The sequence below is a fragment of the Methanosalsum zhilinae DSM 4017 genome (assembly GCF_000217995.1).
GTDB classification, from domain to species: Archaea; Halobacteriota; Methanosarcinia; order Methanosarcinales; family Methanosarcinaceae; genus Methanosalsum; species Methanosalsum zhilinae.
On sequence record NC_015676.1, the window covers coordinates 1,186,093 to 1,210,505 of the forward strand.

General features: G+C 37.7%; 25 protein-coding genes and 1 tRNA gene. 9 read left to right on the forward strand and 17 right to left on the reverse strand.

Annotation, left to right across the window (positions count from 1 at the left end):
- Entirely contained in the window at positions 1 to 939 is a 939-nt protein-coding gene (locus MZHIL_RS05510; RefSeq protein ID WP_013898382.1) for a replication protein A, read from the reverse strand.
- 318 nt (positions 940 to 1,257) lie between these two features.
- On the opposite strand from MZHIL_RS05510, the gene MZHIL_RS05515 reads away from it, so the two are divergent.
- Both MZHIL_RS05515 and MZHIL_RS05520 read left to right on the forward strand, forming a co-directional pair.
- The gene (locus MZHIL_RS05515) at positions 1,258 to 2,169 is read left to right on the forward strand and encodes a mechanosensitive ion channel family protein (RefSeq protein WP_013898383.1); all 912 of its coding nucleotides are present in this window, start codon (positions 1,258 to 1,260) and stop codon (positions 2,167 to 2,169) included.
- 86 nt (positions 2,170 to 2,255) lie between these two features.
- Positions 2,256 to 2,996: a sulfite exporter TauE/SafE family protein gene (locus tag MZHIL_RS05520; protein WP_013898384.1), complete on the forward strand. Its 741-nt coding sequence runs from the start codon at positions 2,256 to 2,258 to the stop codon at positions 2,994 to 2,996.
- A 77-nt stretch (positions 2,997 to 3,073) separates the two neighbouring features.
- Here the strand turns inward: MZHIL_RS05520 and MZHIL_RS05525 are convergent, their stop codons facing one another.
- Positions 3,074 to 3,661, reverse strand: coding sequence for a DNA polymerase ligase N-terminal domain-containing protein (locus tag MZHIL_RS05525; RefSeq protein WP_013898385.1), 588 nt, complete (start codon positions 3,659 to 3,661; stop codon positions 3,074 to 3,076).
- 138 nt (positions 3,662 to 3,799) lie between these two features.
- Here MZHIL_RS05525 and sfsA point away from each other — a divergent pair, with 138 nt between their 5' ends.
- From sfsA to MZHIL_RS05545, 4 genes are all read left to right on the forward strand, one after another.
- Positions 3,800 to 4,525, forward strand: coding sequence for a DNA/RNA nuclease SfsA (gene sfsA / locus MZHIL_RS05530; protein WP_013898386.1), 726 nt, complete (start codon positions 3,800 to 3,802; stop codon positions 4,523 to 4,525).
- 48 nt (positions 4,526 to 4,573) lie between these two features.
- The gene (locus MZHIL_RS05535) at positions 4,574 to 5,446 is read left to right on the forward strand and encodes a class I SAM-dependent methyltransferase (RefSeq protein ID WP_013898387.1); all 873 of its coding nucleotides are present in this window, start codon (positions 4,574 to 4,576) and stop codon (positions 5,444 to 5,446) included.
- Between the two features lie 36 nt (positions 5,447 to 5,482).
- A complete protein-coding gene (locus tag MZHIL_RS05540) occupies positions 5,483 to 6,904 on the forward strand; it encodes a TIGR00297 family protein (RefSeq protein WP_013898388.1) in 1,422 nt (473 codons plus the stop codon).
- Positions 6,905 to 6,992: 88 nt separating this feature from the next.
- The gene (locus MZHIL_RS05545; protein ID WP_013898389.1) at positions 6,993 to 7,388 is read left to right on the forward strand and encodes a Mov34/MPN/PAD-1 family protein; all 396 of its coding nucleotides are present in this window, start codon (positions 6,993 to 6,995) and stop codon (positions 7,386 to 7,388) included.
- A 28-nt stretch (positions 7,389 to 7,416) separates the two neighbouring features.
- Here the strand turns inward: MZHIL_RS05545 and MZHIL_RS05550 are convergent, their stop codons facing one another.
- The 11 genes from MZHIL_RS05550 to MZHIL_RS05595 all read right to left on the reverse strand — a co-directional run bounded on the left by MZHIL_RS05550 (position 7,417) and on the right by MZHIL_RS05595 (position 16,557).
- Positions 7,417 to 8,265, reverse strand: a complete 849-nt coding sequence (locus MZHIL_RS05550; protein ID WP_013898390.1) for a methanogenesis marker 8 protein — start codon at positions 8,263 to 8,265, stop codon at positions 7,417 to 7,419.
- 99 nt (positions 8,266 to 8,364) lie between these two features.
- A complete protein-coding gene (locus MZHIL_RS05555) occupies positions 8,365 to 8,595 on the reverse strand; it encodes a hypothetical protein (RefSeq protein WP_013898391.1) in 231 nt (76 codons plus the stop codon).
- Positions 8,596 to 8,619: 24 nt separating this feature from the next.
- Positions 8,620 to 9,921, reverse strand: coding sequence for a phenylacetate--CoA ligase family protein (locus MZHIL_RS05560; RefSeq protein ID WP_013898392.1), 1,302 nt, complete (start codon positions 9,919 to 9,921; stop codon positions 8,620 to 8,622).
- Between the two features lie 134 nt (positions 9,922 to 10,055).
- A complete protein-coding gene (locus tag MZHIL_RS10535; protein ID WP_157209644.1) occupies positions 10,056 to 10,196 on the reverse strand; it encodes a hypothetical protein in 141 nt (46 codons plus the stop codon).
- Between the two features lie 82 nt (positions 10,197 to 10,278).
- Entirely contained in the window at positions 10,279 to 11,187 is a 909-nt protein-coding gene (locus MZHIL_RS05565; protein ID WP_013898393.1) for an ABC transporter ATP-binding protein, read from the reverse strand.
- Complete coding sequence (locus MZHIL_RS05570; protein ID WP_245527524.1) at positions 11,180 to 12,091, reverse strand: ABC transporter ATP-binding protein; 912 nt, start codon at positions 12,089 to 12,091, stop codon at positions 11,180 to 11,182. Before MZHIL_RS05570 ends, MZHIL_RS05565 begins: the two co-directional genes overlap by 8 nt.
- Before the next feature lie 9 nt (positions 12,092 to 12,100).
- The gene (locus MZHIL_RS05575) at positions 12,101 to 12,946 is read right to left on the reverse strand and encodes an ABC transporter permease (RefSeq protein ID WP_245527525.1); all 846 of its coding nucleotides are present in this window, start codon (positions 12,944 to 12,946) and stop codon (positions 12,101 to 12,103) included.
- Positions 12,927 to 13,877 carry a nickel ABC transporter permease gene (nikB, locus tag MZHIL_RS05580; protein WP_013898396.1) on the reverse strand — a complete coding sequence of 317 codons (951 nt, stop codon included), beginning with the start codon at positions 13,875 to 13,877 and terminating at the stop codon, positions 12,927 to 12,929. Before nikB ends, MZHIL_RS05575 begins: the two co-directional genes overlap by 20 nt.
- A gap of 2 nt (positions 13,878 to 13,879) precedes the next feature.
- Positions 13,880 to 14,656, reverse strand: a complete 777-nt coding sequence (locus tag MZHIL_RS05585; protein WP_013898397.1) for a class I SAM-dependent methyltransferase — start codon at positions 14,654 to 14,656, stop codon at positions 13,880 to 13,882.
- Positions 14,657 to 14,661: 5 nt separating this feature from the next.
- A complete protein-coding gene (locus MZHIL_RS05590) occupies positions 14,662 to 16,215 on the reverse strand; it encodes an ABC transporter substrate-binding protein (RefSeq protein ID WP_245527526.1) in 1,554 nt (517 codons plus the stop codon).
- 268 nt (positions 16,216 to 16,483) lie between these two features.
- Positions 16,484 to 16,557 (reverse strand) — tRNA-Val (locus MZHIL_RS05595).
- 245 nt (positions 16,558 to 16,802) lie between these two features.
- Here MZHIL_RS05595 and MZHIL_RS05600 point away from each other — a divergent pair.
- The 3 genes from MZHIL_RS05600 (at position 16,803) to MZHIL_RS05610 (ending at position 19,241) form a co-directional block, all read left to right on the forward strand.
- Positions 16,803 to 17,390, forward strand: coding sequence for a magnesium transporter (locus MZHIL_RS05600; RefSeq protein ID WP_157209697.1), 588 nt, complete (start codon positions 16,803 to 16,805; stop codon positions 17,388 to 17,390).
- Positions 17,387 to 17,944, forward strand: coding sequence for a magnesium transporter (locus tag MZHIL_RS05605; protein ID WP_013898400.1), 558 nt, complete (start codon positions 17,387 to 17,389; stop codon positions 17,942 to 17,944). Before MZHIL_RS05600 ends, MZHIL_RS05605 begins: the two co-directional genes overlap by 4 nt.
- A gap of 76 nt (positions 17,945 to 18,020) precedes the next feature.
- Positions 18,021 to 19,241: a potassium channel family protein gene (locus tag MZHIL_RS05610; protein ID WP_013898401.1), complete on the forward strand. Its 1,221-nt coding sequence runs from the start codon at positions 18,021 to 18,023 to the stop codon at positions 19,239 to 19,241.
- A gap of 86 nt (positions 19,242 to 19,327) precedes the next feature.
- Here the strand turns inward: MZHIL_RS05610 and rpiA are convergent, their stop codons facing one another.
- From rpiA to argH, 4 genes are all read right to left on the reverse strand, one after another.
- The gene (gene rpiA, locus MZHIL_RS05615; protein ID WP_013898402.1) at positions 19,328 to 20,023 is read right to left on the reverse strand and encodes a ribose 5-phosphate isomerase A; all 696 of its coding nucleotides are present in this window, start codon (positions 20,021 to 20,023) and stop codon (positions 19,328 to 19,330) included.
- Positions 20,024 to 20,126: 103 nt separating this feature from the next.
- On the reverse strand, positions 20,127 to 21,458 hold the full coding sequence (gene aspS / locus MZHIL_RS05620) for an aspartate--tRNA(Asn) ligase (RefSeq protein WP_013898403.1): 1,332 nt from the start codon (positions 21,456 to 21,458) through the stop codon (positions 20,127 to 20,129).
- 89 nt (positions 21,459 to 21,547) lie between these two features.
- A complete protein-coding gene (gene gatD / locus MZHIL_RS05625) occupies positions 21,548 to 22,792 on the reverse strand; it encodes a Glu-tRNA(Gln) amidotransferase subunit GatD (protein WP_013898404.1) in 1,245 nt (414 codons plus the stop codon).
- Between the two features lie 131 nt (positions 22,793 to 22,923).
- A complete protein-coding gene (gene argH / locus MZHIL_RS05630; RefSeq protein ID WP_013898405.1) occupies positions 22,924 to 24,402 on the reverse strand; it encodes an argininosuccinate lyase in 1,479 nt (492 codons plus the stop codon).
- Positions 24,403 to 24,413 lie beyond the last annotated feature (11 nt).

Sequence of the window (24,413 nt, forward strand, 5' to 3'; positions counted from 1 at the left end):
TTATACCACCGCCTCTGCTCTTGCAACCAATTCATCGATCATTCCTATATCAGGTTTTGATCCCTTTGTTATCTCATCTACCAGAATATATCGATCCATCTTTGAACCTGATATTGAGTAATAACGACCATTCAGCTTACCCTTAATGTGCTCCATGACAACTCCCTGATCAAGAGCATCAGCAGCCATCGCGATGGCATTATCGAGTGTGATATCTGCAAGTTGTTCTGTAAGTTTACGTCCGATAATGGCTTCCTGTACTGTAGACCCGTTATCAAAAACTGCCTTGATTCTTAGATCATAGACACCTTCCACTTTTCCATGTTCGGTACATGCTCCTTTTGTAAGGGCCCTATTACATTCAGGACATCTTTTGATCAGGCCAGAGCCTACCTGTATATCAACCATTGCACCTGTGAAACTAACCGTGGAAGTTCCAATCTCAATTTCATCCTCAATTTCTTCTATAGAACTTGTACGATTGAGATTTATCTGAAACTTATCGTTCCATTCATTCACAACAACATTCTTGAACAGGTAGTTTTTTCCCTCTTCAACATCAGGAAGATCTGCATTTTTCCACTTTGTAAATTTGATCACACCTGTTTCGTCACCGATCAGTCCAACCTGAGAAATTGATTCATGCGAATTTTCCCATAATTGTGCAATTTTTCCTTTGACTGTGACCCATTTCCCATCTTCATTCAGTTCATCTATGCTCATCTGCTGCACTTCAAACTGCCCTGAATAGAACTTATTCTTACTGATGTTATGCTCTTTAAGAAAATAATTAACAACACTGCGCTGAGCTTCATCCTCAGGTACTTTAAATTTAGTTACCAGTTTATTCAATCTTTCTTCGATTTCTTCTAAAGGTATATCTACATCAAGTTCAATGAATTTATTTCTGATATTTTCTGCAGTTGCTTTTATGTTCATACGAATCTACCTCAAGCCTCTTGTCTGTTAGTTTTGAGAGGCATACAATAGTACGCAATAGTCCTATATATATCTGCACTGAGCACAGTGAAAGTTTTTTTTACAAATGGATGTGTCCATAACAGACCATATAAATTACAAAATAAATTCAAAATTGTAATCTGAATAGCAGATTCTGATACCAAGTTCTTAATTATATATAAGGTTCCAAATTAATATTGAATTAGTTATAGGAGTCACTGATCAATTTCAATTTTAGAATTGATTAATGTGGAGCCATGTTATAAATTTAATTGACTAAAAGGAGTTGGGTTAAATATGACTGTAATGGATAGCTTAATGCTTGCTGTAGATCAGATGATAGCAGCCATTCCTATAGTGGTTGCTGTTATTGTATTACTTATTGTAGGGTGGATTGCAGGAAGATCTCTGGGCAAGATCGGGTCAAAAATTCTGGACAAAATAGGTCTTGACAATCTCATTGATAAAACATCCCTTGGAGATATTATAAATAAAGCAGGAATGACCACGGTTGCGTTTTTTGATGGCGTTATTCGCTGGTTTGTCTACATAGTATTTGCTGCAATAATCATAGATTATCTAAATATAGAAGTGGTTGCAGACTTTATAACATTGATACTTGCATATATTCCACTTATAGTTGCAGCTCTGGTAGTACTGATTGTAGGTCTGATTGTGGTTGATTTTATTGCTAATACAGGACACAAACTTCTAGTAGCTACAGGAGTAAATGAAAGAATTGAAAGCAGTGCTATAGGAGGGCCTATCAAAGCTACAAACACAACTGCAGCAGGAATTATAACCGGACTAATAAAATTGTTTGGTTATCTGATATTTATAATTGCAGCACTGAACATTCTGCAGCTTCCAATGATCACAGACTTTTTGATCATGATTGCAGCATACCTTCCACGTGTTATTCTTGGTGTTCTGATACTTGTTCTGGGTATTGTTTCTGTTGATTTCTTCATGAGATATATCCAAAACACTATCACAGAAATGAAGGTTGAAGGTGCTAATTTTATAGTTCCGCTTGTTAGAGGATTCCTATTCCTGGTAGTGATTCTAATTGCATTGGATACAATGTTAATCGATACGGGAATTCTGTATGCATTCTTGATGCCTCTTGGTTGGGGTATTGCTATTGTTGTGGCATTCAGATGGGGAGTAAAAGACGCACTCGTCGCATATGCACAGAACAGAAAATGAGGGAAGCATTCCATCCCTCATTTTTACTTCCATTTAATTATATCAAAAGTGAACTATTTTAGCAATTAGCGTCTATATACTAATTGATGGATGAGCTTGTTTTTCTTCTTGTTGCTTTTCTTGCTGAAATAATTGGAACAATGGCAGGTTTTGGGTCGTCAACTATCCTGATGACATTTGCACTTTTTTTGTTCGATTTTAGAACGACATTAACACTGGTAGCATTCTTTCACCTTTCTGGCAGTGCTGGAAGAATAATATTCTTCCATAAAAGCATAAACAAAAGATTGCTGATCCTCTTTGGAATTCCTGGAGTTATTTTTACATTTATTGGAGCAATACTTGTCAGATACATTTCTTCAGAATTTCTGGAGTTTTTTCTTGGAGCTTTTCTTCTTACATATGTACTTATATCCGTCCTGAATCCCGAATTCTCTGTTAAAGCAAGTAAAGTTAACAGTACAGCAGGAGGCATACTTTCAGGTTTTATCTCAGGTATAATAGGTACTGGAGGTATCATAAAAAGCGCATTTCTTACATCTTTCAAACTTGAAAAATCAGTTTATATTGCAACTGCTGCTTCAATTTCATTTATAATAGATATCATAAGAATTTCTATCTACCTTTCAGAAGGATATCTTTCATCACAATATTACATCTACATTCCTGTACTGTTCACTATAGCTCTGATAGGTTCTTTCATTGGAAAGAATATAGTCAATATGATTTCAGAAAAGAGGTTCAGAGTATTTGTACTGGTAGTCATAGCATTAATGAGTCTGAAGTTCATATTTGATGGAATATCAAAAATTTTTGGCTTCATCTAATCATACTGAAAAGTAGTAGCTTCTGACCAAAAAATATATTTTACTATTTAATTGAAAAATTGCCTTATCTTTTAATCCTAAATCTTTTCAATATCCTCAATTGTCTTTCCACTCAGGACAGACTCAGGACGAATATCTAAAATATCTCCATTATGATCTGTACTGATATCTTCACCTTTCATTTTAAGAAGCAGCCATTGGCCTTTATTTCTACCAGATGACTTTATAAGTGCAAATTTTCCCTGTACCTTCTCACCACTGAGAATGACTTTAACATGACCTTTTTTGATAGAATCCTTCATTGAGATCAATTTATCGTCTTTCTCATTTATGTTCTCATAGGTTCCCTTATCCCACACAATAACAGTTCCACCTCCATATTCATCTTCAGGAATGACACCTTCAAAGTTAGCATATTCAATGGGATGATCTTCAGTTTCGATTGCAAGACGTTTCTTAGAAGGATCCATAGAAGGTCCTTTTGGAACAGCCCATGACTTCAATACACCATCAACTTCAAGTCTGAGATCATAATGAAGATTACGTGCATTATGTTTTTGAATAACAAATACTGGATACTTATGTTCCTCAGTGCGATTTCCGGATGGTTCTGAAGTTTTATTAAAATCTCTTTTCTTTTTGTATTCAGCTAAATTCTCTGACATAGAATTTACCTCAAATTAATAATTAATTTAAAATATTAATAAGATTTTGATAGGTGACATATTTATCCGAATATTTTAAAGAAAGCTCTCAAAAAAGGAATAAATACACAGATCCTTATACAGATGAAGGAAGCAGCAATGAGCAAACTGAAAAAAATACCAGTTATAGATATATCATGGGATGCTGAAGGAATACTTATAGAACGTAATAACAGATTTCTTGGAACAGTTGACATTCCAGATTGTGATTTAAAAAATGTAATGGTCCATATAAGGGATCCTGGAAGACTTGAAAACATTTTATATCCTGGAAATAAGCTATTACTGAAAAAAAGAAACGGGAAAAATAGAAAAACAAATTGGGAGCTCATTGCAGCCAGAGTGAAAAATGAGTGGATACTGGTAAATTCAGGATATCATCACATGATAGCCCGATACATTATAGAAAATGACATGATACCATCAATAGGTAAAATTGAAAAAGTGATGTCTGAGAAAAGATTTGGAGATAGCAGGCTGGACTTCCTTATATTAAATCATGATGGTTCAAAGATATGGACAGAAGTAAAGGGATGCACAATGGCAGAAAAAAATACTGCTCTGTTTCCTGATGCAGTGACATCCAGAGGAAAAAGGCATATAGAAGAACTGATCAGGATAGTTGAAATGGGGGATAGAGCACTTCTTCTGATACTTATCTTTAGACCAGAGTCAAAATGCTTTGCCCCAAATAACATAATTGATCCGGAATTTTCCAGATCGTTTGAACTTGCCACAAACAAAGGAGTTTTGGTACATCCGGTCATATTGAAATATGAGAATGGAACAATATATTACCTATCAGAGATTCCCCTCTGCAAATAAATAAAAAACAAACATCTTTTTATTCATTGAAATGATTTGCATATATATATGAAATTTGAAGCAATTGGAACCGTTTTCAATCATGCGTATGAAGATTCACTGAAAATACTGGCATTCTGGAAGGATTGTGTCAGCGCCATTGAAATGAAAAATGATATATATGTCAAATCTTTGTTTTCAGATGAATATTCACATTATATTATAATCCATGATCCACTGACAATCTGCTATTCTGAAGAAAAGGATGAGTGGAACAGAAGATTTTCACAGAATGCAGGAATTTCTATTGTCAAATTTTTGAAATCTGAAGAAAATATAGTATATGTAAAGGGCCTATTTGCAGAAAATTCATCTAGCGTATATACAATTTTACCATACACGATGTTTGATGAAAAGGAAGCACAATTTCCAATATCAGACATTGAAAATACAAGAAAAAAGTTAATGAAGGAGCTAATACCCCATATCCACGGCACAAATATCCTTGACATTGGATGCGGAATTGGCTCCATAACAATGGAGATCGCTCAACATAACCCAAAAGCATCCGTTTATGGTGTTGAAATATCCGATAATATGGTAAGACAATCTAAAATGAATTCCATGATCCTTAAAATAGAAAATTCCCAGTTTCAAACAGCAAATGTATATAATTTACCCTTCAAAAGTAAATCAATCGATGTTGCCACATGTTTTTTTATGCTTCATCACTTAACTGACATTCCTGCTGCAATATCTGAAATAAAAAGAATACTTACAGATGATGGGATACTTATTGCAGCTGATCCAATGGGCCATCATCATGGACCACAATTTATGGAAGATGATTGGAAAATGCTTTTTGAAGAAGCAGGATTCAATTCCTCGGTCAAAAAAATCGGGAAAGCAGCAGTATCTTTTTCACAGCCCATTGATAAATAAGCCTTAGAGTGTATAGTGATTTACAGGTGTCCAGAAATGTATAAACGATCAAAGCGATATATATTGCAGATATTTTCTGGTCTACTTGTACTGCTGACATTTCCATTTATAGGTCTACATGGCCTGATAATATTATTTACCTTAATATTTTTAGCTGTCAAGCTGGTTTCAGGAAATCAAAAACTCTATTTTACTGTAAGCAATGAACTGTTCGATGATCATGAACGCACTCCCTCCAGGGTCAACAGTATTATTTCAAATATTCATCACCTGTTCCTTTCAGTACTGATTTTACTTATCATCTCTTTAGTGCTGGAACTTACTCCATACTCTCTTCCTTTATTTATAATTGGATCTGCATTTGGATTATCTATAATTGGAGATTGTGCTGCTTCTATTATAAACGATCACAAAGAATCAAAACACAGATCAATGGATAATATTGACCACTCTATACAAAATATCTATTCGAAGAATTGCAGATACTGCAATCTACCTTCAACCACTGGATTCCTTGCAGCAGCAATCATAGCAGCTTTTCTAGCAGGTTCATGGATAATATATAATGAAAGCGGTTCAGTACCATATAATATAATAATTTTTGTTTCAGTAATTGGAGCTATGACCGGTGCCCTGTTTGAATCAATCCCTTCAAATGTTGACGATATGTTTTCAGTACCTCTAAGTTCAAGCATGGTAATGTGGATGTTCTTTGATTTTGGATATACTGTTTCACCATATGAAATTGCAGGAGCACTCCTCTTTTCATTGTTCCTTGCATATATGGCATACAGAGTCAGAATTGCAGACATATCTGCACTCATCAGTGCAACACTTTTGGGAGTATTGATCATTGTTTTTAGCAATATATTATGGTTTGTGCTTCTTCTTACTTTCTTCATACTTGGTGGTGCGTTCACAAAATACAGATACAGGTACAAAGAGTCAATTGGTATTGCACAGTCAAAAGGAGGAGTCAGAACATATGACAATGTATTTAGTAACAGTATAGCTGCTCTTGCACTTGCAATATCTTATGGTATTTTTCCACAGCACAGTGAACTTATTGTTTATGCGTATCTGGGAGCTGTCGCTACTGCTACCGGAGATACACTAGCAAGTGAAATTGGGACAACATCAAGTAGCAAGCCACGTATGATTACAAATTTCAAAGTTACAGAACCTGGTGCTGATGGTGCCGTTTCATTTCTGGGAGAAATGGCAGCTTTAGCCGGAAGTGCGATCATTGCTATATTGGCTGTTGCTTTTGGATTAACAGAAAGCATTCTTCTTGCAATAATGGTAACATCACTGAGTGGATTGCTGGGTACAAATGTTGACAGCTTACTGGGTGCCACATTACAAAAATACAATATTCTCTCAAATAGTGGAGTTAATCTTGTATCTACCATTGCAGGAGCAATAATAGCCGGAGTGATATTTTTATTGATCACATGATCTTGATCATTGGAATAAATACAGAAAATGATATTTCGACCAATTATTTCCTAAATACTTAATAGTTAGCTCGATAATTATTAGAATAATGAAAATACAGGGAATTGCAAAAGATACTCTCGAATTTATCCTGAAGGTCAGTGAATCTGCGCATCCATATGAGTTTGCAGGTCTTCTTCAGGCGCGTGATGAGATCATATCTGAAGTATTGATACTTCCGGGAACAGAATCAACTGATAGAAGTGCTGTCATGAAGCTTTTCATGATGCCAAATGTAAAATCTGCAGGCTCGGTACATAGTCATCCTGGGCCAAACATAAATCCTTCAAATGCAGACCTGCAGATGTTTGCAAGAACCGGGAAATATCACATAATTGTAGGCTATCCTTATGATGAAAACAGCTGGAGATGCTATGATTCCGGGGGAAAGGTTCAGAAACTGGAAGTTCTTGACGTGGAACTTGAGGATGAAGAAATACTTTGATCAGATAACCTGATCAAAGGTTTCAGTTTCAAACTGGAGTTCGGGGCTTTTTTTGTTCAGGGAAGAATGGAAGGGGCATTGTATTAAGCAGGATAGGAGAATCAATATCTTTCGCCCGCTCCAGCAGGAGTTCCTTTCCTTTCTTCGTAATAGCAAACAGTGGTATTGAGGTTCCTACCTGGACAAGAGGTTTTACAATATCACGAATTGACCTTGATGCGCATGCTGTGACTATATCCAGATGTTTAACCAGTTCTCTGGCATCCTCCATATCAATTCCAGTAAGGTGTGCACCGATAACAGTTAAATCAATTTCATTTTCAGATTCTACCTCATGCAGTTTGATAGCTGTATCTAAATCTATAACAGAAACTGCAATTCTCTTATAGCCCAATAATGCTGCTTTTTTGACGCCTTCAACAGGATCAATCTTTGCAGTCGAAGGATCAAGTACTATTCCCCCCAGGCTCTCAATTCTATTTATAACTTCATCGATTGGTTCGGTCTCTACAAGACCTGATATCCTTCCTCCCATTCCCTGCACCAGAGAGGGATTGCTGGTGATAACAGTACCCGCACCATCACATACTGTCACTGTAGTATCGAGCATGTCCCTTTCAAGCCCGGTCATCATTACTTCAGTTACACCAAAGCCGACAAAAACAGGCTGATCAAGTTTTCTTTCTTTGGTAAATAAACCAAAATCCTTCATCCTCAGTTCAACATTCTTTTTAACTTCTTCCGGCGTGAACTGTCTGATTCCGCGAACCTTGTCAAATATAGGACACCATTCAATCATAGGTTCGCCGATCTCAATGACTTTTCCATCTTCTACAACAACACGTGTCTTCCCCAGCATTTCCATAATATGTGCCATGTAATCCTCCTGAGATATTAATTTGTTCTAATGGTTTAAGTATCTGTCACAAAAAGATCTGAAAACATATACCAGGTATAATTCATACTGACTAAAAGATCATCCTATACAGGGATATTTTTTCCAGTGTTCTATAATTAGCTCGTTTTTGGGAATCGGATCATCTTCTCTTTCACGGGAAGACATTTCATCCTCAAAAGCTTCAAATGAGCGATAGAGATACCATACACCGTCCTGATGATATGAATCCAGAACATGAGGATCACCTTCTTTTTCAATACTTTTTTCAAAATATTCAACATATCCCCTTAGTATACTGTACTTTTTCATTATCACCACATCCAGGAAATCAATTCATAAAGCGTTCCTTCGATCAACTATCTTTTGAGATTTACCACTTGTTCGTGGAATAGTTCCTTTTTCAACAAGTTCCACATTTGTTCTTATGCTGAGAATGTTCTTCAATTCATTCTCAACATGTCTGCGTACAGCTGCAAGATCTTTTAATTCCCCTGTAAATGCATCGTCTTCAAGTTCAACACGCACCATTATTTCATCCAGATGATGTCTGCCTCTGTCAAGTATTACCTGAAATTGATCAGTTATCTGAGGAATCTGAACAATAACTTCTTCTATCTGGGAAGGAAATACATTGATACCTCTGACAATCAGCATATCATCAGCCCTTCCAAGCATTCTTGATATTCTATGGGTTGTACGTCCACAGGCACATTCGCTCTCAAGGAGTCGTGTAATATCTCCTGTTCTGTATCTGATAAGCGGAAGAGCTTCCTTTGTGAGTGAGGTGAGAACAAGTTCACCTTTTTCTCCTTCAGAAACTGGTTCACCCTCTGAATCCAGAACCTCTGCAAGAAAATGATCACTCCATATATGAAGACCATCCTGCTCCTCGCATTCAAAAGCAACTCCGGGACCATACATTTCAGATAGACCATAGGAATCAAAAGCTTTCAGGTTCAGAGTACTTTCAAGTTCCTTTCTGGTATTGGATGACCAGGGTTCTGCTCCAAAACAACCAATTCTTAATGACAGGTCATCAAGAATATCCATTTCCTGTGCGGTTTCAGCAAGATAGAGAGCATATGATGGAGTACAGTGAAGTCCTGTGACCCCATAATCAAGCATCATTTCCAGCTGTTTTGCAGTTTTACCTGTACCACTTGGGACCACCATCGCACCAAGTTTTTCAATACCATAATGAAATCCAAGCCCACCTGTAAAAAGTCCGTAATTTACTGAATTCTGAAATACATCATCCTTCGTAAGACCGATCATCACCATATTTCTGGCCATAATGTCGGACCAATTCGCGATATCCTGGGATGTATATCCAACAACAGTGGGCTTTCCGCTTGTACCTGATGATGAGTGTATCCGCACAATTTCTTTTTTTGGTACTGCAAACAGATCAAATGGATAATTGTCCCGAAGATCAGATTTTTTTGTTTGCGCAAGCTTTGAAATATCATCTAGTGATCTGATATCAGAAGGCGTAACTTTTGCCTGATCAAATTTATTTCTATAGAACAAAACATTATTATATACCTTGGCAACCGTTTTCTTTAGTCGGTCAAGTTGCAATTTATCAAGCTCATTATGATTCATTGTTTCATATTCTGGCTGCCAGTATTTCATTAAATATTCTCCCGGTTTTCAAATGTCGTTATATCAATACAATAAATTCAGATCAGATTTGTCATTGTTACATAAATGGTTTACTGTTTATTGCAGTTAAACAGAATAGTAAACATTTAATTGATTCCTAGCGTTTAATATACAATAAGTGGAGTACCGGTTGAAACAGTATTCAAACAAACTGCACTACCAGAATATTCTGTGAGCATCAAGCCGCATTTCTCAATCCAGTCATTTTCTACTTTTGTAAGTTCAAAATAGAGAATTTTCACCATATTATTTAGATCAGCGACTCCAGAAATTGAATTGGTGACACTGGCTGTAAAGCCACAAGTTCTTTGTGAACACCGATTTGAATTATTTTTTATTATATTTGACTGAAAAATATTCTTTAGTGCCAAATATGTGGATATATTGTCTCTTACAATTAAGTATAGCAAATCCTATTTTTTTAAATTCCGGTGAACTGGATAAATTATCTGATTCTGGTAATTTCATTGACAGTTTTTCCATATCATTTACCAGTTTCTGTGTATATTGATGCTGTGGTTTGTGAAAAATTTGATCCTTGGTATTGATTTCAACTATCTTTCCTTCCTGCATAACTGCTACACGATCTGCTATTCTCTTAACAAGTATTAGATCATGACAAATAAATATAAGCGTCATCCCCATCTCTTTTTTTAATTTTATTAACAGATGAATAATCTGTGCCTGAATAGATACATCAAGTGCAGATGTGACTTCATCTGCAATCAATAGAGTGGGGCGAAGAATAATTGCACGGGCTATTGCTATTCTTTGATTCTGTCCACCACTAAGCTGATGAGGATAGCTCATCAAATGTTTCTCTGAAAGTCCAACATGGTCGAGAACTTCAAGTATTATTTTCCTGAAATTTTTTTTTGGCCTTTTCTGCAAAATCAGTGGTTCAGCCATAATATCATATATGCGCTTTTTAGGGTTGAGTGATGTATCTGGATTCTGAAAAACCATCTGAATATTTGATGAAACAAAGGAATTAAGATTTCTATCTGGAAAAGTAATATCTGTATCTTCCAAAATAACTTTTCCAGAATCTGGTTTTTCAAGATTTACAAGACACTTTGCCAGTGTAGTCTTTCCACAGCCACTTTCTCCTACAATACATAAAGTTTCATGCTTACTAATACTAAATGAAATATCTTCTAGCACTTTTACTTTCTTTTTTCTGGAAAAAATATTACCAGATGAGTAACTTTTATTTAATTCACTTACCTCAAGCAAATGCCAGACACCTCACATATCTATCTTTATCTATTTGCTTCATTTCAGGATGATGCTGAGAACATAGTGAAGAGGAGCATGCACAACGGAGGTTGAATCTGCAGCCTTTTATTCTCTGTCCAATATGTGGTGCATTTCCAGGTATTGGTTTCATTTTTCTTGATGGATGGGAATCGAGCAGATGTTTTGAATATGGATGCAGGGGTTCATTAAAAAACTTATCAGCTGCCGAGATCTCTACCAATTCACCTGCATACATTACGGCAATGCGATCTGATAATTTATAAGCCACATCCAGATCATGGGTTATCAGCAAGATCGAGCGTTCTGAATGAAGAGTGGACAGCATTTCAACCAGTTGCATTTTTACAGTAATATCAAGTCCCGTAGTTGGTTCATCTGCAATCAATATATCAGGATCTGTGGCAATTCCAAAAGCAACCGTAAATCGCTGTTTCAGTCCTCCGCTAAGCTGGTGTGGATACTGTGCAAGCCTGTGTAAGGGATCACGAATTCCAGCTTTACCTGTAAGATAGATCAGATTATTTATAGATGATGGCTTTCCGGAATATTTCAGAATCTCATATAGTTGAGAGCGCATAGTAAATACAGGATTCAGGGAAGTGGAAGGATTTTGAAATACCATACCTATTTTCTTTCCTCTGATTTTTTTCAACGAGCTTTCAGGAAGTGATAGGAGATCCCTTCCTTCAAGATATACATTCCCTGATATTTGAGCATCTTTTGGAAGAAGACCAAGAATAGAATTCGCAAGAAGTGACTTACCACATCCAGATTCGCCAATTATTGTAAAAGTTTCTTTTCTGTATATTTCCAGATCAACAGAATCAACAGGTATCAGCAATCCTTCCTTTGAAGGAAAGCTAATCTTTAAATCCTTCATGTTTAACACTTAAAATAACCTCCATCTCTCTTTTGAATCTCTGGGATCAAATATATCCCTCAGACCATCTCCAAGGAAATTAAAGCCAAGGACTATAATCACAATAAACATACCAGGAAAGAACATAATATGTGGTGCTGCCTGTAAGAAATGTCTTCCGTCACTGACCATCATACCAAGTTCAGGATATGATGACACACCAAACCCCAGAAAACTTAAACTCGCAGCTGCAAGTATTGCATATCCCATACCTAAAGTGGAAATTACTAAGAGCGGAGAGGTAATGTGAGGCAATATATGGTGCCTGAAAATATGAGATGGGCCTGCACCCATCAATCTTGATGCTGATACATATTCCATGTGTTTCACAGATATTACAGAGCCACGGCTAATTCGGGCATATAGTGTCCATTCCACAATAGATAAAGCTATAACAAGGCCTACAATACTTTCACCAAATATTCCTGCTACAGCAAGAGCAACAAACAACCCTGGAAATGAAAGGAAAGCGTCAACAACTCTCATTATCATCTCATCTATAATTCCTCCTGTATAACCTGCTATAGAGCCCATTATTGTTCCAGCTACAAGAGATACTGCTATTACTGAAATTCCAATTATTAGACTGAGTCGGGTTGCAAACAAAGTTCTGCTGAATATACATCTTCCATGGTGATCTGTACCAAATGGATATTCGGTGGATAGTGTTAAAACAGGAGATAATAATCTCTCATCAAGATTTGCTTTATTTGGATCATGGGGGGCTAGCCATGGAGCAAAAACAGCAAGAAGAACCATAGCTCCAGTAAGTATGATTCCAATGATCATGCTTCTGTTAACTATTATTTTCATCATACCTCCACCTTGGATCAAGATAAGCATAGGACAGATCAACCAGCAAATTAATAGTAACAAATATTGTTGCAACAAATAGAAGGGTGCCCTGAATCATAGGATAGTCTCTGTGAAGAATAGAACTTACCATTAAATTACCTATACCTGGCCAGGCAAATACAGTTTCAACTACTACTGATCCATTTAGGAGGTAGCCAAAACTTAACCCCAACATAGTCACTACCGGTATAAAAGCGTTTTTCAATCCATGTTTTCCAATAACAATATGCTCTGGAAGACCGCGGGCTCTGGCAGCCCGGATATAATCCTGATCAAGTACTTCAAGAAGACTTGACCTGATCAACCGCATTAATATAGCAGCAGAGGATGTACCAAGGGTCAATGCTGGTAATATCATGTGCTTTAGATCTCCATTTTCACCATATCCACCTATCGGAAAGAGATTTAGCATCAATCCAAATACAAGTATCATCAAATATCCCTGCCAGAAATTTGGAATTGACACGCCAATCAAAGAAATCATTCGGCTCAGGTCATCTTTCCATGTGCCGTTTGAAAGAGCTGCAATAATCCCGCCAGGAATGGCGATCATAAGTGCAAAAAACATACTCAGAATAGCTAATTTGAAAGTTGCTCCAAACTTATGAACAATGGCCTCCGCTACAGGCTGACCAGTCATATAAGAATATCCAAGATTGCCGGAAAGTACCTCTTTTAGCCAGATTCCATATTGAACATGAAATGGTCTATCAAATCCCATTTTCTCACTAAACTGTTTTACTACTTCAGGATCTGCAGCTCCGTCAGGTCCTGTGAGCAATAGTTCAGCAGGATCTCCTGGAGCAAGGTGAATTATTGAAAAGCTTATCAATGAAACTAAAAAGAGGGTTGGAATAAGAAAAATGACCCTTCGTAGTAAATAATTCAGCATATTTATTTTTCCTCGGATGAAGATATAGCACTGACCAGAAATGCTACATCTGTTTGGAGTGGTCTGATAATTGGATTAAGCTGTTTTAAATTATAATCACGTATTTCTGATAGAGGATTTATACTTATATTTGAAAATCCCGCTTTTTCAAAAAATGGCTGAACACTTTCAGGGCGAACATTCGAGTACAGAGGCAAGGAATCATTGAAGGCTGAATAATGTTTTTTAAATTTACCTTGCCTTATAACACCAGAAGTGGGATCTTTAAACATTACTTTCTGGATTAGCCTGTTTAGATTGCGTTTGACTTTTTTAGTAAATGATGGATCAAACCAGTTACCGTCAATGGCTAATATTTTACCATTGGTAATTAAAACTCGATTCCACTCTTCCAGAGCTTTATCCGGGTTAGGAAGTGTCCATAGAAGATATTTACTGACCACCAGATCAAAACTATCGTTATCAAACGGAAGATCTTCAGCATCATTTTTAAAAAATCTGATATTCAAGTTCCTTGACTTTGATTCCTTTGTAGCCTCGTTGATCATAGCCTGTGAGATGTCAACAGCTGTTACATCATGTCCCATTTCCGCAAGAAGTAAAGCTAAGAAACCTCGACCTGTACCTACGTCCAGTACTCTTAGTGGCTCATTACCTATATATGGAGAAAGGCTCTGTTTCCAGAGCTCTCTTTCCTCATCTCCAAGATTTGTAGCGCCGTTGGCATAGCTTGTACTGCGCCAATCCCAGTACTCCTCAATATGTTTTTTTACATTCAAGACGATCACCTATTCTTCAAATAGATATTCTCGGTTAAGAAGGTGACATCATTTGGATAAATGACATAATCCTCAACATTATCAGATACACCATTTATTTTATTGTAATAAAATACAAATAACTCGGGGCAATCCTCGTGTATCTGTTTCTGAACATTATAATAATATTCCATCCTTTGATCTTCATCTGATGTAGTTCTTCCAAGTTCCAGCCATTTATCCACATCTGAATTTGAATAACCGGTCCATCTTGTATAGGTATTCCCAGAAGCAAAATGTTGATTCAGGAAATAATCAGGATCACCTGTTGGAGCTACACCCCATGATTGAAGGACAAGATCAAAGTCTCCATTATTCAAATCAGCATTTACGGCCCCACTTTCAAGAATCACTGCCCTGCTTTTAATTCCAATATCATTCAACTGGATTGCCATAACCTCTGCAACAGGTCTTAGTTCCTCACGACCAGTATGGGTTGTTATCTTTATACTAAATGGTTCACCATTATATTCAAGTAAACCATCGCCACTCGTATCTTCAATTCCGGCCTGTTTGAGCAGTTCTAGGGCCTTTTCAGGATTGTGAGTATAGGGTTCAAGTTCATCATTGCCAGACCACTTGAAAATTGAGGGGAATAATCCGACTGCAGGAGTTCCTCCAACACCTTCAAGTGCAGTGTCTACAACCTGTTGTCTGTTAATAGCATAACTTATAGCCTGTCTTACACGAACATCATTAAGTGGTTCCCTATTGGTATTGACAAACATAAGTGCAGTTCGGGGAGTTTCCTCACTTAGTATATTTATACTATCTTTTGCATTCAGACGTGCAACTTCAGAACCAGGAATATTATCTGCAAGATGTACTTCACCTGCCTCCAGCTTCATAGATCGGGTCATAGGATCACGTACATATTCAATAATAGCTCTATCAATTTTAGGTTCTGCTCCCCAATAATTTTCATTTTTAGTCACTACAAGTCGAGTATTGGGGATAAAAGACTCAAGCATAAAAGGACCTGTACCAGAAGCTTTTCTTGATATATCATCTATTTGAGGACTTATAATGGAAACAATTGGATCAGTAAGACTTGCAATGGTTGGAGCATATGGTTCATGTGTAATTAACATTACCTCACTGTCACCTATTGCATACACATCTTCTATAAAATCATATTGACCACTACGCGAATTATCAGGATTCAAAACACGGTTGATAGAATAAACCACAGCATCAGCATTCATGGATGTTCCATCATGGAACAATACTCCGTCCCTGAGTGTAATTTTCCAGGCAGTATCATTAACAGCTTCATATCCAACTGCAAGTTCAGGCACCATTTCCATGTTTTCATCAAAACTGAACAGAGTTTGATAAATGCCAGCCTGTCTCATATACCATCCATACCAATTGTGGGCAGGGTCAAGTGTGTTTGAGGGTCCAAATGTCTGGGCTACGCGTAAAACGCTGTCTGAATCTGTTCCTCCAACATTTCCTTGCTGGCTCAGGCAGCCGGCAGTTAATATTGAAAAAATAAAAACAAAAATTATCATACACATTATAGTTTTTCTGTAGTGTCTCATGGTAATCATACCGTTTTAAAATAAAGTTGGTACAAATAACAAATTACTATATTTAGTCATACGTAACTGGCTAATATTCATTATCAAATTGGTTAACTGGTTTGCAGCTGCAAATAAAATATTAGTTCAGTATTTTTTAATTTTACAGACGTTTACCTCTTAAGTTAATTTAAGTGCAAAAAAAATGCCTTTACAAATTTTTTAACTAGGTTAAAAATAATTATATAAAAAATTCAAAAAACAGTGGGCCCGCTGCGATTCGAACGCAGGATCCCCGCCGTGTAAAGGCGATGTCATAACCAGCTAGACCACGGGCCCTTATTTGATTGATACTGCTATCTTTGCTATTTAACCGTTCCTGATCCCAGATATATTTGGAATCACTCTGGTTTATTAGATGCAACTCCTAAATGTAATTAGTTATATATATCCTTTTTTAATCATTTCGAAAATTCGTTCATCCATTATAAACAACTTTTATTCTCATAGATGCCACTCTATTTTTATACTTAAAAGTAATATTCTGCCCATTGTCACATAAAGCAGATCCATCTGATGATGAAATGGCCGAGGTCATAGAAGAATACCTTGGAGAATATGCAAGCGTCAGTTCAATTGTAAGTGAGGCGTTGCCATTTGAAATTATTGCAACGTTTGGCGGAGTTGCTGCAGGAATAATACTTTCAGGAATGATTGAAGAGATTGAATTGATTCCAGGACTTATTGTTATTGCACCTGCTGTACTGGGTCTGCGAGGTAACATTTCATGCACCCTGGGTTCAAGGCTTGGAAGTGCAATACACCTGGGTTTGATCACAAAACTTGATAGAAATCCTGAACTGTTGAACAATATCTCAGGATCACTTCTTTTAAGCTTCATGATGTCTGTGTTCCTGGGAATCGTAGGACATTACATTACCATAGCTCTGGGACTTGAAAGTGCAGGTGTTATCATTCTTACCACCATTGCCGTTATTGCAGGCGTGTTGTCAGGATTGGTTCTGGCACTTGTAGCTGCACTTCTTGCAGTTGGTATGTTCAAATTCGGATTTGATCCGGATAATATAGTTACACCAGCAATAGCGACAATAGGAGACATTGTGTCCATGTTCATGCTTTTTGTAGCCGCAAAGGTGGTGCTCCTGTTATGACATATTACACAATTACAGGAATTATCAGAAGCAGCACACCTGTACTTCTTATAACAGCCCTGGCAGGAATAGCTGCCGGACAGATGCTTAATGCAGAGATCGATCGAATTGTATCAATGCCAGCATTACTCATACTGATCCCTGCACTGATCAAAATAGGAGGAGATACGGGAAGCATACTGGGAGCAAGACTTGCATCAGCCTTTCATTTAGGCTTTGAAAGAAGAATATTCAAAAATCCTGTTGTGCGCAACAGTGTTCTGGGAGTCAGTATCGTTGGCGTAATCGCCCTATTTTCTCTGAGTGTTACAGTCTGGTTGGTAAGTTTACTTTTAGGTCACCAGGTAGACTATCTGGTTTTGCTGAAGATATGCTATATAGCAGGCCTGATTGAACTTATAATAGTATTTTTTTTCACTGTGATAATTTCGTTTGCTTCGTACAAATATGGACTTGATCCGGATGATACAGTAATCCCGGTTATTGCTACACTTGGAGATATCGTGGGTGTTGCAGGAATCCTTATGGCACTGAATATACTTCAGGTAGTATAAGAAAATAATAGAGAATATAAAGAATACAAAGAAATAATGATAAAATAGGAAACAAAAGAAAACTAGGAAAATGGCCATGTATCCAAAAGAAATTAAATACACTCCACACAACCTTAAAGACCTGCTTATCGAAATGAAAGACACTTCAGAGCTGATGGTTGATCTGGCATATTCTGCAATGATGTATGACGATGAAGAAATTGCAGAAGAAGTAATACGCCTGGAAGAGATCATGGATATTTTAGATTATCACATGAAGATTGTAGCTATGCTCAGTGCCCGCAGAGTTGAGGAAGCCGAAGCAATGGCAGGTGCCCTTACAGTCTCATCATCTGCAGAAGATATTTCAAATGCAGCAGTCGATATTGCAAAAATTGTTACTCTTGATATGGGAATTCCATTTGAACTTAAACTCGCTCTTAGGGAAGCAGAAGAAACTATTATTCGCGTAACCGTGCATGAGGATTCGATCATGAACGGCCAGACACTTGAGGAGATTGAACTGGATGTTGAAACTGGTATGTGGATCACTGCAATACGTCGAAACAATGAATGGATATATAGCCCCAGCCATGAGACCCGCATACGTCCTAATGATGTTCTTTTTGCAAGAGGCCATGATGAAGGAGTGCCACTTTTTATTGAGCTGGCCTCCAATAAAAAATATACTTACAGAGAAGTAGATCATATTAAAACACTGGATGATCTTGAAATGGCTGTTGATATCATTGTTGAAATGAAAAATATGGCTGAGCTTTCCGTAGGACTGGCGTATTCTGCACTGCTATTTGATAATGAAGATATTGCATATGAGGTCAGGTCACTTGAGTCTCAAATGGAGTCCATGAAAAATAATCTGGAACACTGGATTCTTGAAACTGCAAAGCATGTACCTGATGTAAATCAGCTCAGAGGACTGTTGCACCTTGGGAATGCATCACTCAAAATAGCCAGTGCAGCTTATGGAATTGCAGACAGTGTACTAAGAGATATAGAACTTCATCCTGTAATTGCACTGGCTGTGAGGGGATCAGATGAGATCATTACAAAAATTGAGGTTGAAAGCTGTTCACCAATTGTTGGAAAATCATTCAAAGAACTGAAGCTTGAAACTGAAACCGGAGTGTATATTATGGCAGTCAAAAGAAAGAATAGGTGGGTATATAGACCAAGTTCCAAGACAGTTGTCAATGCTGGTGATCTGCTGATTGCACGGGGGTCTCGCACAGGAGAAGAAGCACTTTTTGAACTGTGTGCATGCCCCTTTGATTCGGAAGATGAGATACAGAAAGATTGAATGTGAACAGGTTCTGCCAGACATATTAACACAGAAAACGGGGCTTACAAAAATGCCACCATGTATTCCAAATGTATCTGATGGATTCAGGAAATTATTTCAAATGATCCATCTTTTTTACCAATATAAACTTCACTTACATTGTGAAATATACCATGTTCCACAACTCCAGTGCATCCAGATAGTTCTTTTGAAAGGCTTAAAGGATCTTCTATCACACCAAAAGAAGCATCAATTATAAAGTTGCCATTATCGGTTATGACAGGACCGTCTTTACGGGTAGCCATACGAGTAGTCGGATTGCCGCCAAGCGTTTTTATCTGGTTGCACACAAGGTTTCTGCTATAGGAAAGAACTTCTACAGGTATATAATGGTCAAGTCTGTCAGATATTTTCGATTCATCGACAACTACAATAAAATGATTTGCAGACATACTCACAACTTTTTCACGGGTATGTGCACCACCACCACCCTTTACTGCATTAAGATCTGAATCTATCTGATCAGCACCATCTATAGCTATGTCAAGTACCGGATGTTGAGAGAGAGTTGTAAGTGGTATTCCCGCTTCAATTGAAAGCATCTCTGATTGATAGGATGTAGGAACCGCAAGAATCTCCAGATTCTCCTCAAAAACCCGTCTTCCAAGCTCTTTTATTGCATATGCTGTTGTAGAGCCAGTACCAAGACCTACGACCATTCCATCTTCAATAACATTGGCTGCTGCTTTACCCACAATTTCCTTTTCAGTGGTTGATGAACTTGCTGTTCGATCCTTCATTTTCATTCACCCATCTTAATAACTATCAATACATATTCAATTGATTCCATATAGCGCTGAGAATATCGAGATATCTGATGCAACAATATTTTTCAGAAGACTATCAGGGTGATAGTCTCCTCCTATCTCTGGGAAACAGTACAACATCACGAATATTTTCTGCACCCAGCATTGTCATTAGCAACCTTTCACATCCAATGCCCCACCCTGCATGTGGAGGCATGCCAAATCTAAAGGCATCGAGATAAAAATCAAAGCTATCTGAATTTAGTCCCTGAGACTCGATTCTCTCCCTTAGTATAGTATGATGGTGTATTCGCTGAGCTCCAGATGCAAGCTCCATGGTACGATGCATAAGATCAAATGATTTACTGATCTCCGGATTATTTTCATAAGGCATTGCATAAAATGGTTTGATTTCTGTAGGCCAGTCAATAATGAAATAATGAGACTGTCCTGTCCTTTCAAATACATCATTTCCAACGATATGTTCTGCAGAAGTACCTAGATCATCGCCCCAAACAAGATCTTCTTCACTGTTCTGATTTACAATATCGATAGCTTCCTCGTATTTGAGCTTTAAGAATGGTTTTTCAGGTATTTCCAGATCTATACCCAGTTCATCAAGTTGTTTTTGGGAGTTCTGCTTTACACTGGAATACACATTTGATATCATGTTTTCCAGAATTTCCATTACATCAAAATGATCACAGAAGCTAGATTCAATATCTATGGACGTAGCTTCATTCAGATGACGTCTTGTGTCATGTTCCTCTGCCCTGAAAATTGGACCGATTTCAAATACCCGATCCATACCGCCACTCATCAATATCTGCTTGAAGAGCTGAGGACTCTGATTCAAAAAAGCTTCCGTTGTAAAGTATGTTATAGGGAAAAGAGAAGTTCCCCCTTCTGTTGCAGTTGCCACTACCTTTGGAGTTGAAGTTTCTATAAAGTTGATCTCTGAGAGATATTTTCTTACATTCTTTAGGACTTCATGCCGTATCCTGAAAATCGCATTTGTTCCTGGTTTCCTAAGATCGATAAATCTAGAATCAAGTCTGGTATCAAGTTCTGCCTCAACTTTGCCTGTCGTATCCATTGGAAGTGGGGAATCAGCTTCATTTAGCAGATTTATCCTGGAAGGTATAATTTCAAAGCCGTTTGGTGCCTTATCAGATGCCTTTACATTACCCGTCACAGAAACGACAGATTCTCTTACAAGTCTTCGTGCTGCATTAAACAGTTCTACATCAGTTTTTTTCTTAACTAGAGTGACCTGGGCTTTTCCTTCACGGTCACGGACAACAACAAAGCAAATACCTCCAAGGTCCCTTACTTCATATACCCAGCCAGCTATAGTGACTGTTTTACCTTCGAAATTGTCTGGATTAATCTGATCTGTGTAATGTGTTCTGAGTTCATTTAGTAGCATCTATATTCACCTTTAGAATCTTTGATCACTTAAAAGCCACAATTGAAATATGAATGTTTTTATTTTTCTTGGGAGATACTGACTGACGGTCAATGCAGGCTTCTAAGAGAAAACTCACCGGCTATATTTGTTTCCATTAGCTCCAGAACAGTGTCCATATCACTTGATTGTCCCAATGCCCACATAAGCTTCACAAGTGCGACTTCTGGTAGCATATCCTTTCCTTCAATAGCTCCAGCTTTGATGAGATCTCTGCCAGTATCATACACTCGGTCACACACTCTTCCGTACAAACACTGAGACGTAATAACCACGGCAATACCTGCCTTTGTAGCTTTCTCTATTTCAGGCACCCATTCGGTGGAAACATGTCCAAGGCCAGTACCTTCAATAACAATCCCACGATAATTTTTTCGGGTATAATAGGATAGTATATCAGGTTTTGCACCTGGAACAAACTTAATCAATCCACATCTGGGATCAATATTTGTCTCTGATACTAGCTTAGATGAGTCCCTCGTAGCATAATCTGAAATTATCTCGATATCTTTTGTAGAATAGTCAACAAACCCGATTGGATCGCTGTTTATCGGCCAGAAAGCATCTCTTCGTGAAGTGTGCATTTTTCTGACGCGGGTACCGCGATATATCCCGCACCTGTCATCAGAAATACTATCATGCATGACTACACACACCTCTGCAATATCACTGGTGGCAACCTTTGCTGCACATATAACATTCATTACATTATCACTACTTGGCCGATCAGCACTTCGCTGGGATCCAACCAGTACTATAGGAACTGGTGTATTTATCATAAAAGAAAGTGCTGCAGCAGTGTACATCATGGTATCAGTTCCATGGGCTATAATTATTCCATCTGCTCCATTTTCGATTTCTTCGATAACGGCTCCTGCAAGTTCAGGCCAGTACTCAGGCTTCATATTTTCGGAAAGGACATTGTACACAACCCTTCCTTTAAATCGAGCCATTTTTTGCAATTCAGGTATAGATTCAAGTATATCGTCTGCTGAGAACTGGGCAGAAACCGCTCCAGTTCTATAATCTATTTTACTTGCTATTGTTCCGCCTGTTGAGATAATAGAAACTTCAGGGAGTTTGCTATCTGCTTGCTTGTTTTCAGGTTTTACTTTTAATGGAGAATATTCTTTTTTCTGTATAATTTCAATGTTGGTACCTTCGGGATTTACTCCAATATTATATCCGCTTTCTAACTTAAGAACAACACACTTTCCGGACTTTGGCATTGCAACTCCCTGATACTCAACACCATTTTTTTTGATCTTTATTTTGTCTCCAGTTTCAAATTCCATAATTAATACCTTCAGATTCCAATAATTTGATGCATAGTAACAACATTCTTTTAGTTATTAGGCGCAGTTGATACCTTCTTTATTGTACTTTAAAGCATTTGGATCATTTATGAATTTAGACAATTTCCTGCTCAGGTATTGCCTATAAATTCATGAACAAGATCAAGAAGGTTCTTTACCGATCTTTCAGTATGGTCCCGAATCTGGTTAACCGTATTTATATCTGATACAAGGTCATCTTTTCCTGAACCAATACACCTAAGGACTTCATTCGAAGCAGGCCCCCCGGCAGCTTTTCTGCGATCTATATTAAGATGAGGATCCAGTGCTTCATGAACAATATCTTCGGTAAGGCCAAGGTCACTCATTTTTTTCTGCATTACAGAATAGGCAGCATCATCAATTATTTCAAGTGTTGGAACATGACCATCTTTTGCAATCATTCCAACGATCTGATGAGCGGTTCTGAATGGTATCCCTGAAACTCTGACCAGCGTATCAGCAAGCTCTGTTGCGGTTGTGAATCCATTTACCGACTGGAGCTCCATTGCTTCCTTATTGATCTTCATGGTGGAAATCATACCAGCCATTATTAATAGTGAAGTGGTTGTTGTTTCCACACACTTCCAGATATTGGGTGTTGCTTCCTGAAGATCGCGATTGTAACTTAAGGGAAGTGATTTAGATATTGTGATAAGTGACATGAGTGAACCTGTTGCTACACCACACTTTCCCCTAATTAACTCCGCGGTATCAGGATTCTTTTTCTGAGGCATGATCGATGAAGTTGAAGCATACTGATCATCAAGTTCTATAAAATTAAATTCTGAGGTTGACCAGAGAATAATCTCTTCAGCCATTTTGCTCAGATTAAGCATAATGTTGGTACATACGAAAGCGGCCTCGATCAAAAAATCCCGTGTACTTACAGCATCCATTGAATTTTCAACAATTCCCTCAAAACCCAGAAGTTCCCGAGTTCTGGACCGATCAATGTCGAATCCCGTTGATGCAAAAGCAGCCGCTCCCAGTGGGCACATATTAATTCTGGAGAATGCATCAAGTACACGTCCAAAATCTCTTTTCAGTGCTCCTGTATGAGCCAGAAGGTGATGAGCAAATGTAGTCGGCTGTGCATGCTGCAAATGAGTATATCCAGGCATGATAGTCTTCAGATTTTCAGATGCAGTAATCAACAGTGATTCTCTGAGTGTATTGATTTCATCCATCAGGTCAAGGAGTTGATTTCTCAGGACCAGACGAATACATGTTGCTACCTCATCATTTCGGGATCTGCCTGAATGCATTCTTCCGCCAATGTCTTCTCCAACCATATCTATTAACCTTGATTCCAGTGAGATATGGATATCTTCATAACTCCAGTCCAGCTTTTCAATTCCTTCATCCCTTATTTTTAAAAGAGACGAAAGTATAGACACACAATCCTCCTTTTTGATTATTTCCTGCTCATAGAGCATGATCGTGTGGGCCATATCCACCAGAATATCTGCGTCAAATATCCATGCATCATCTATCATTGATGAAGTAAATTTGTGAATCTTTTCATCCGGAGTTGATGAAAGTCTTCCTCGCCTTAAAATATCGCTCATTCAAAACCTCA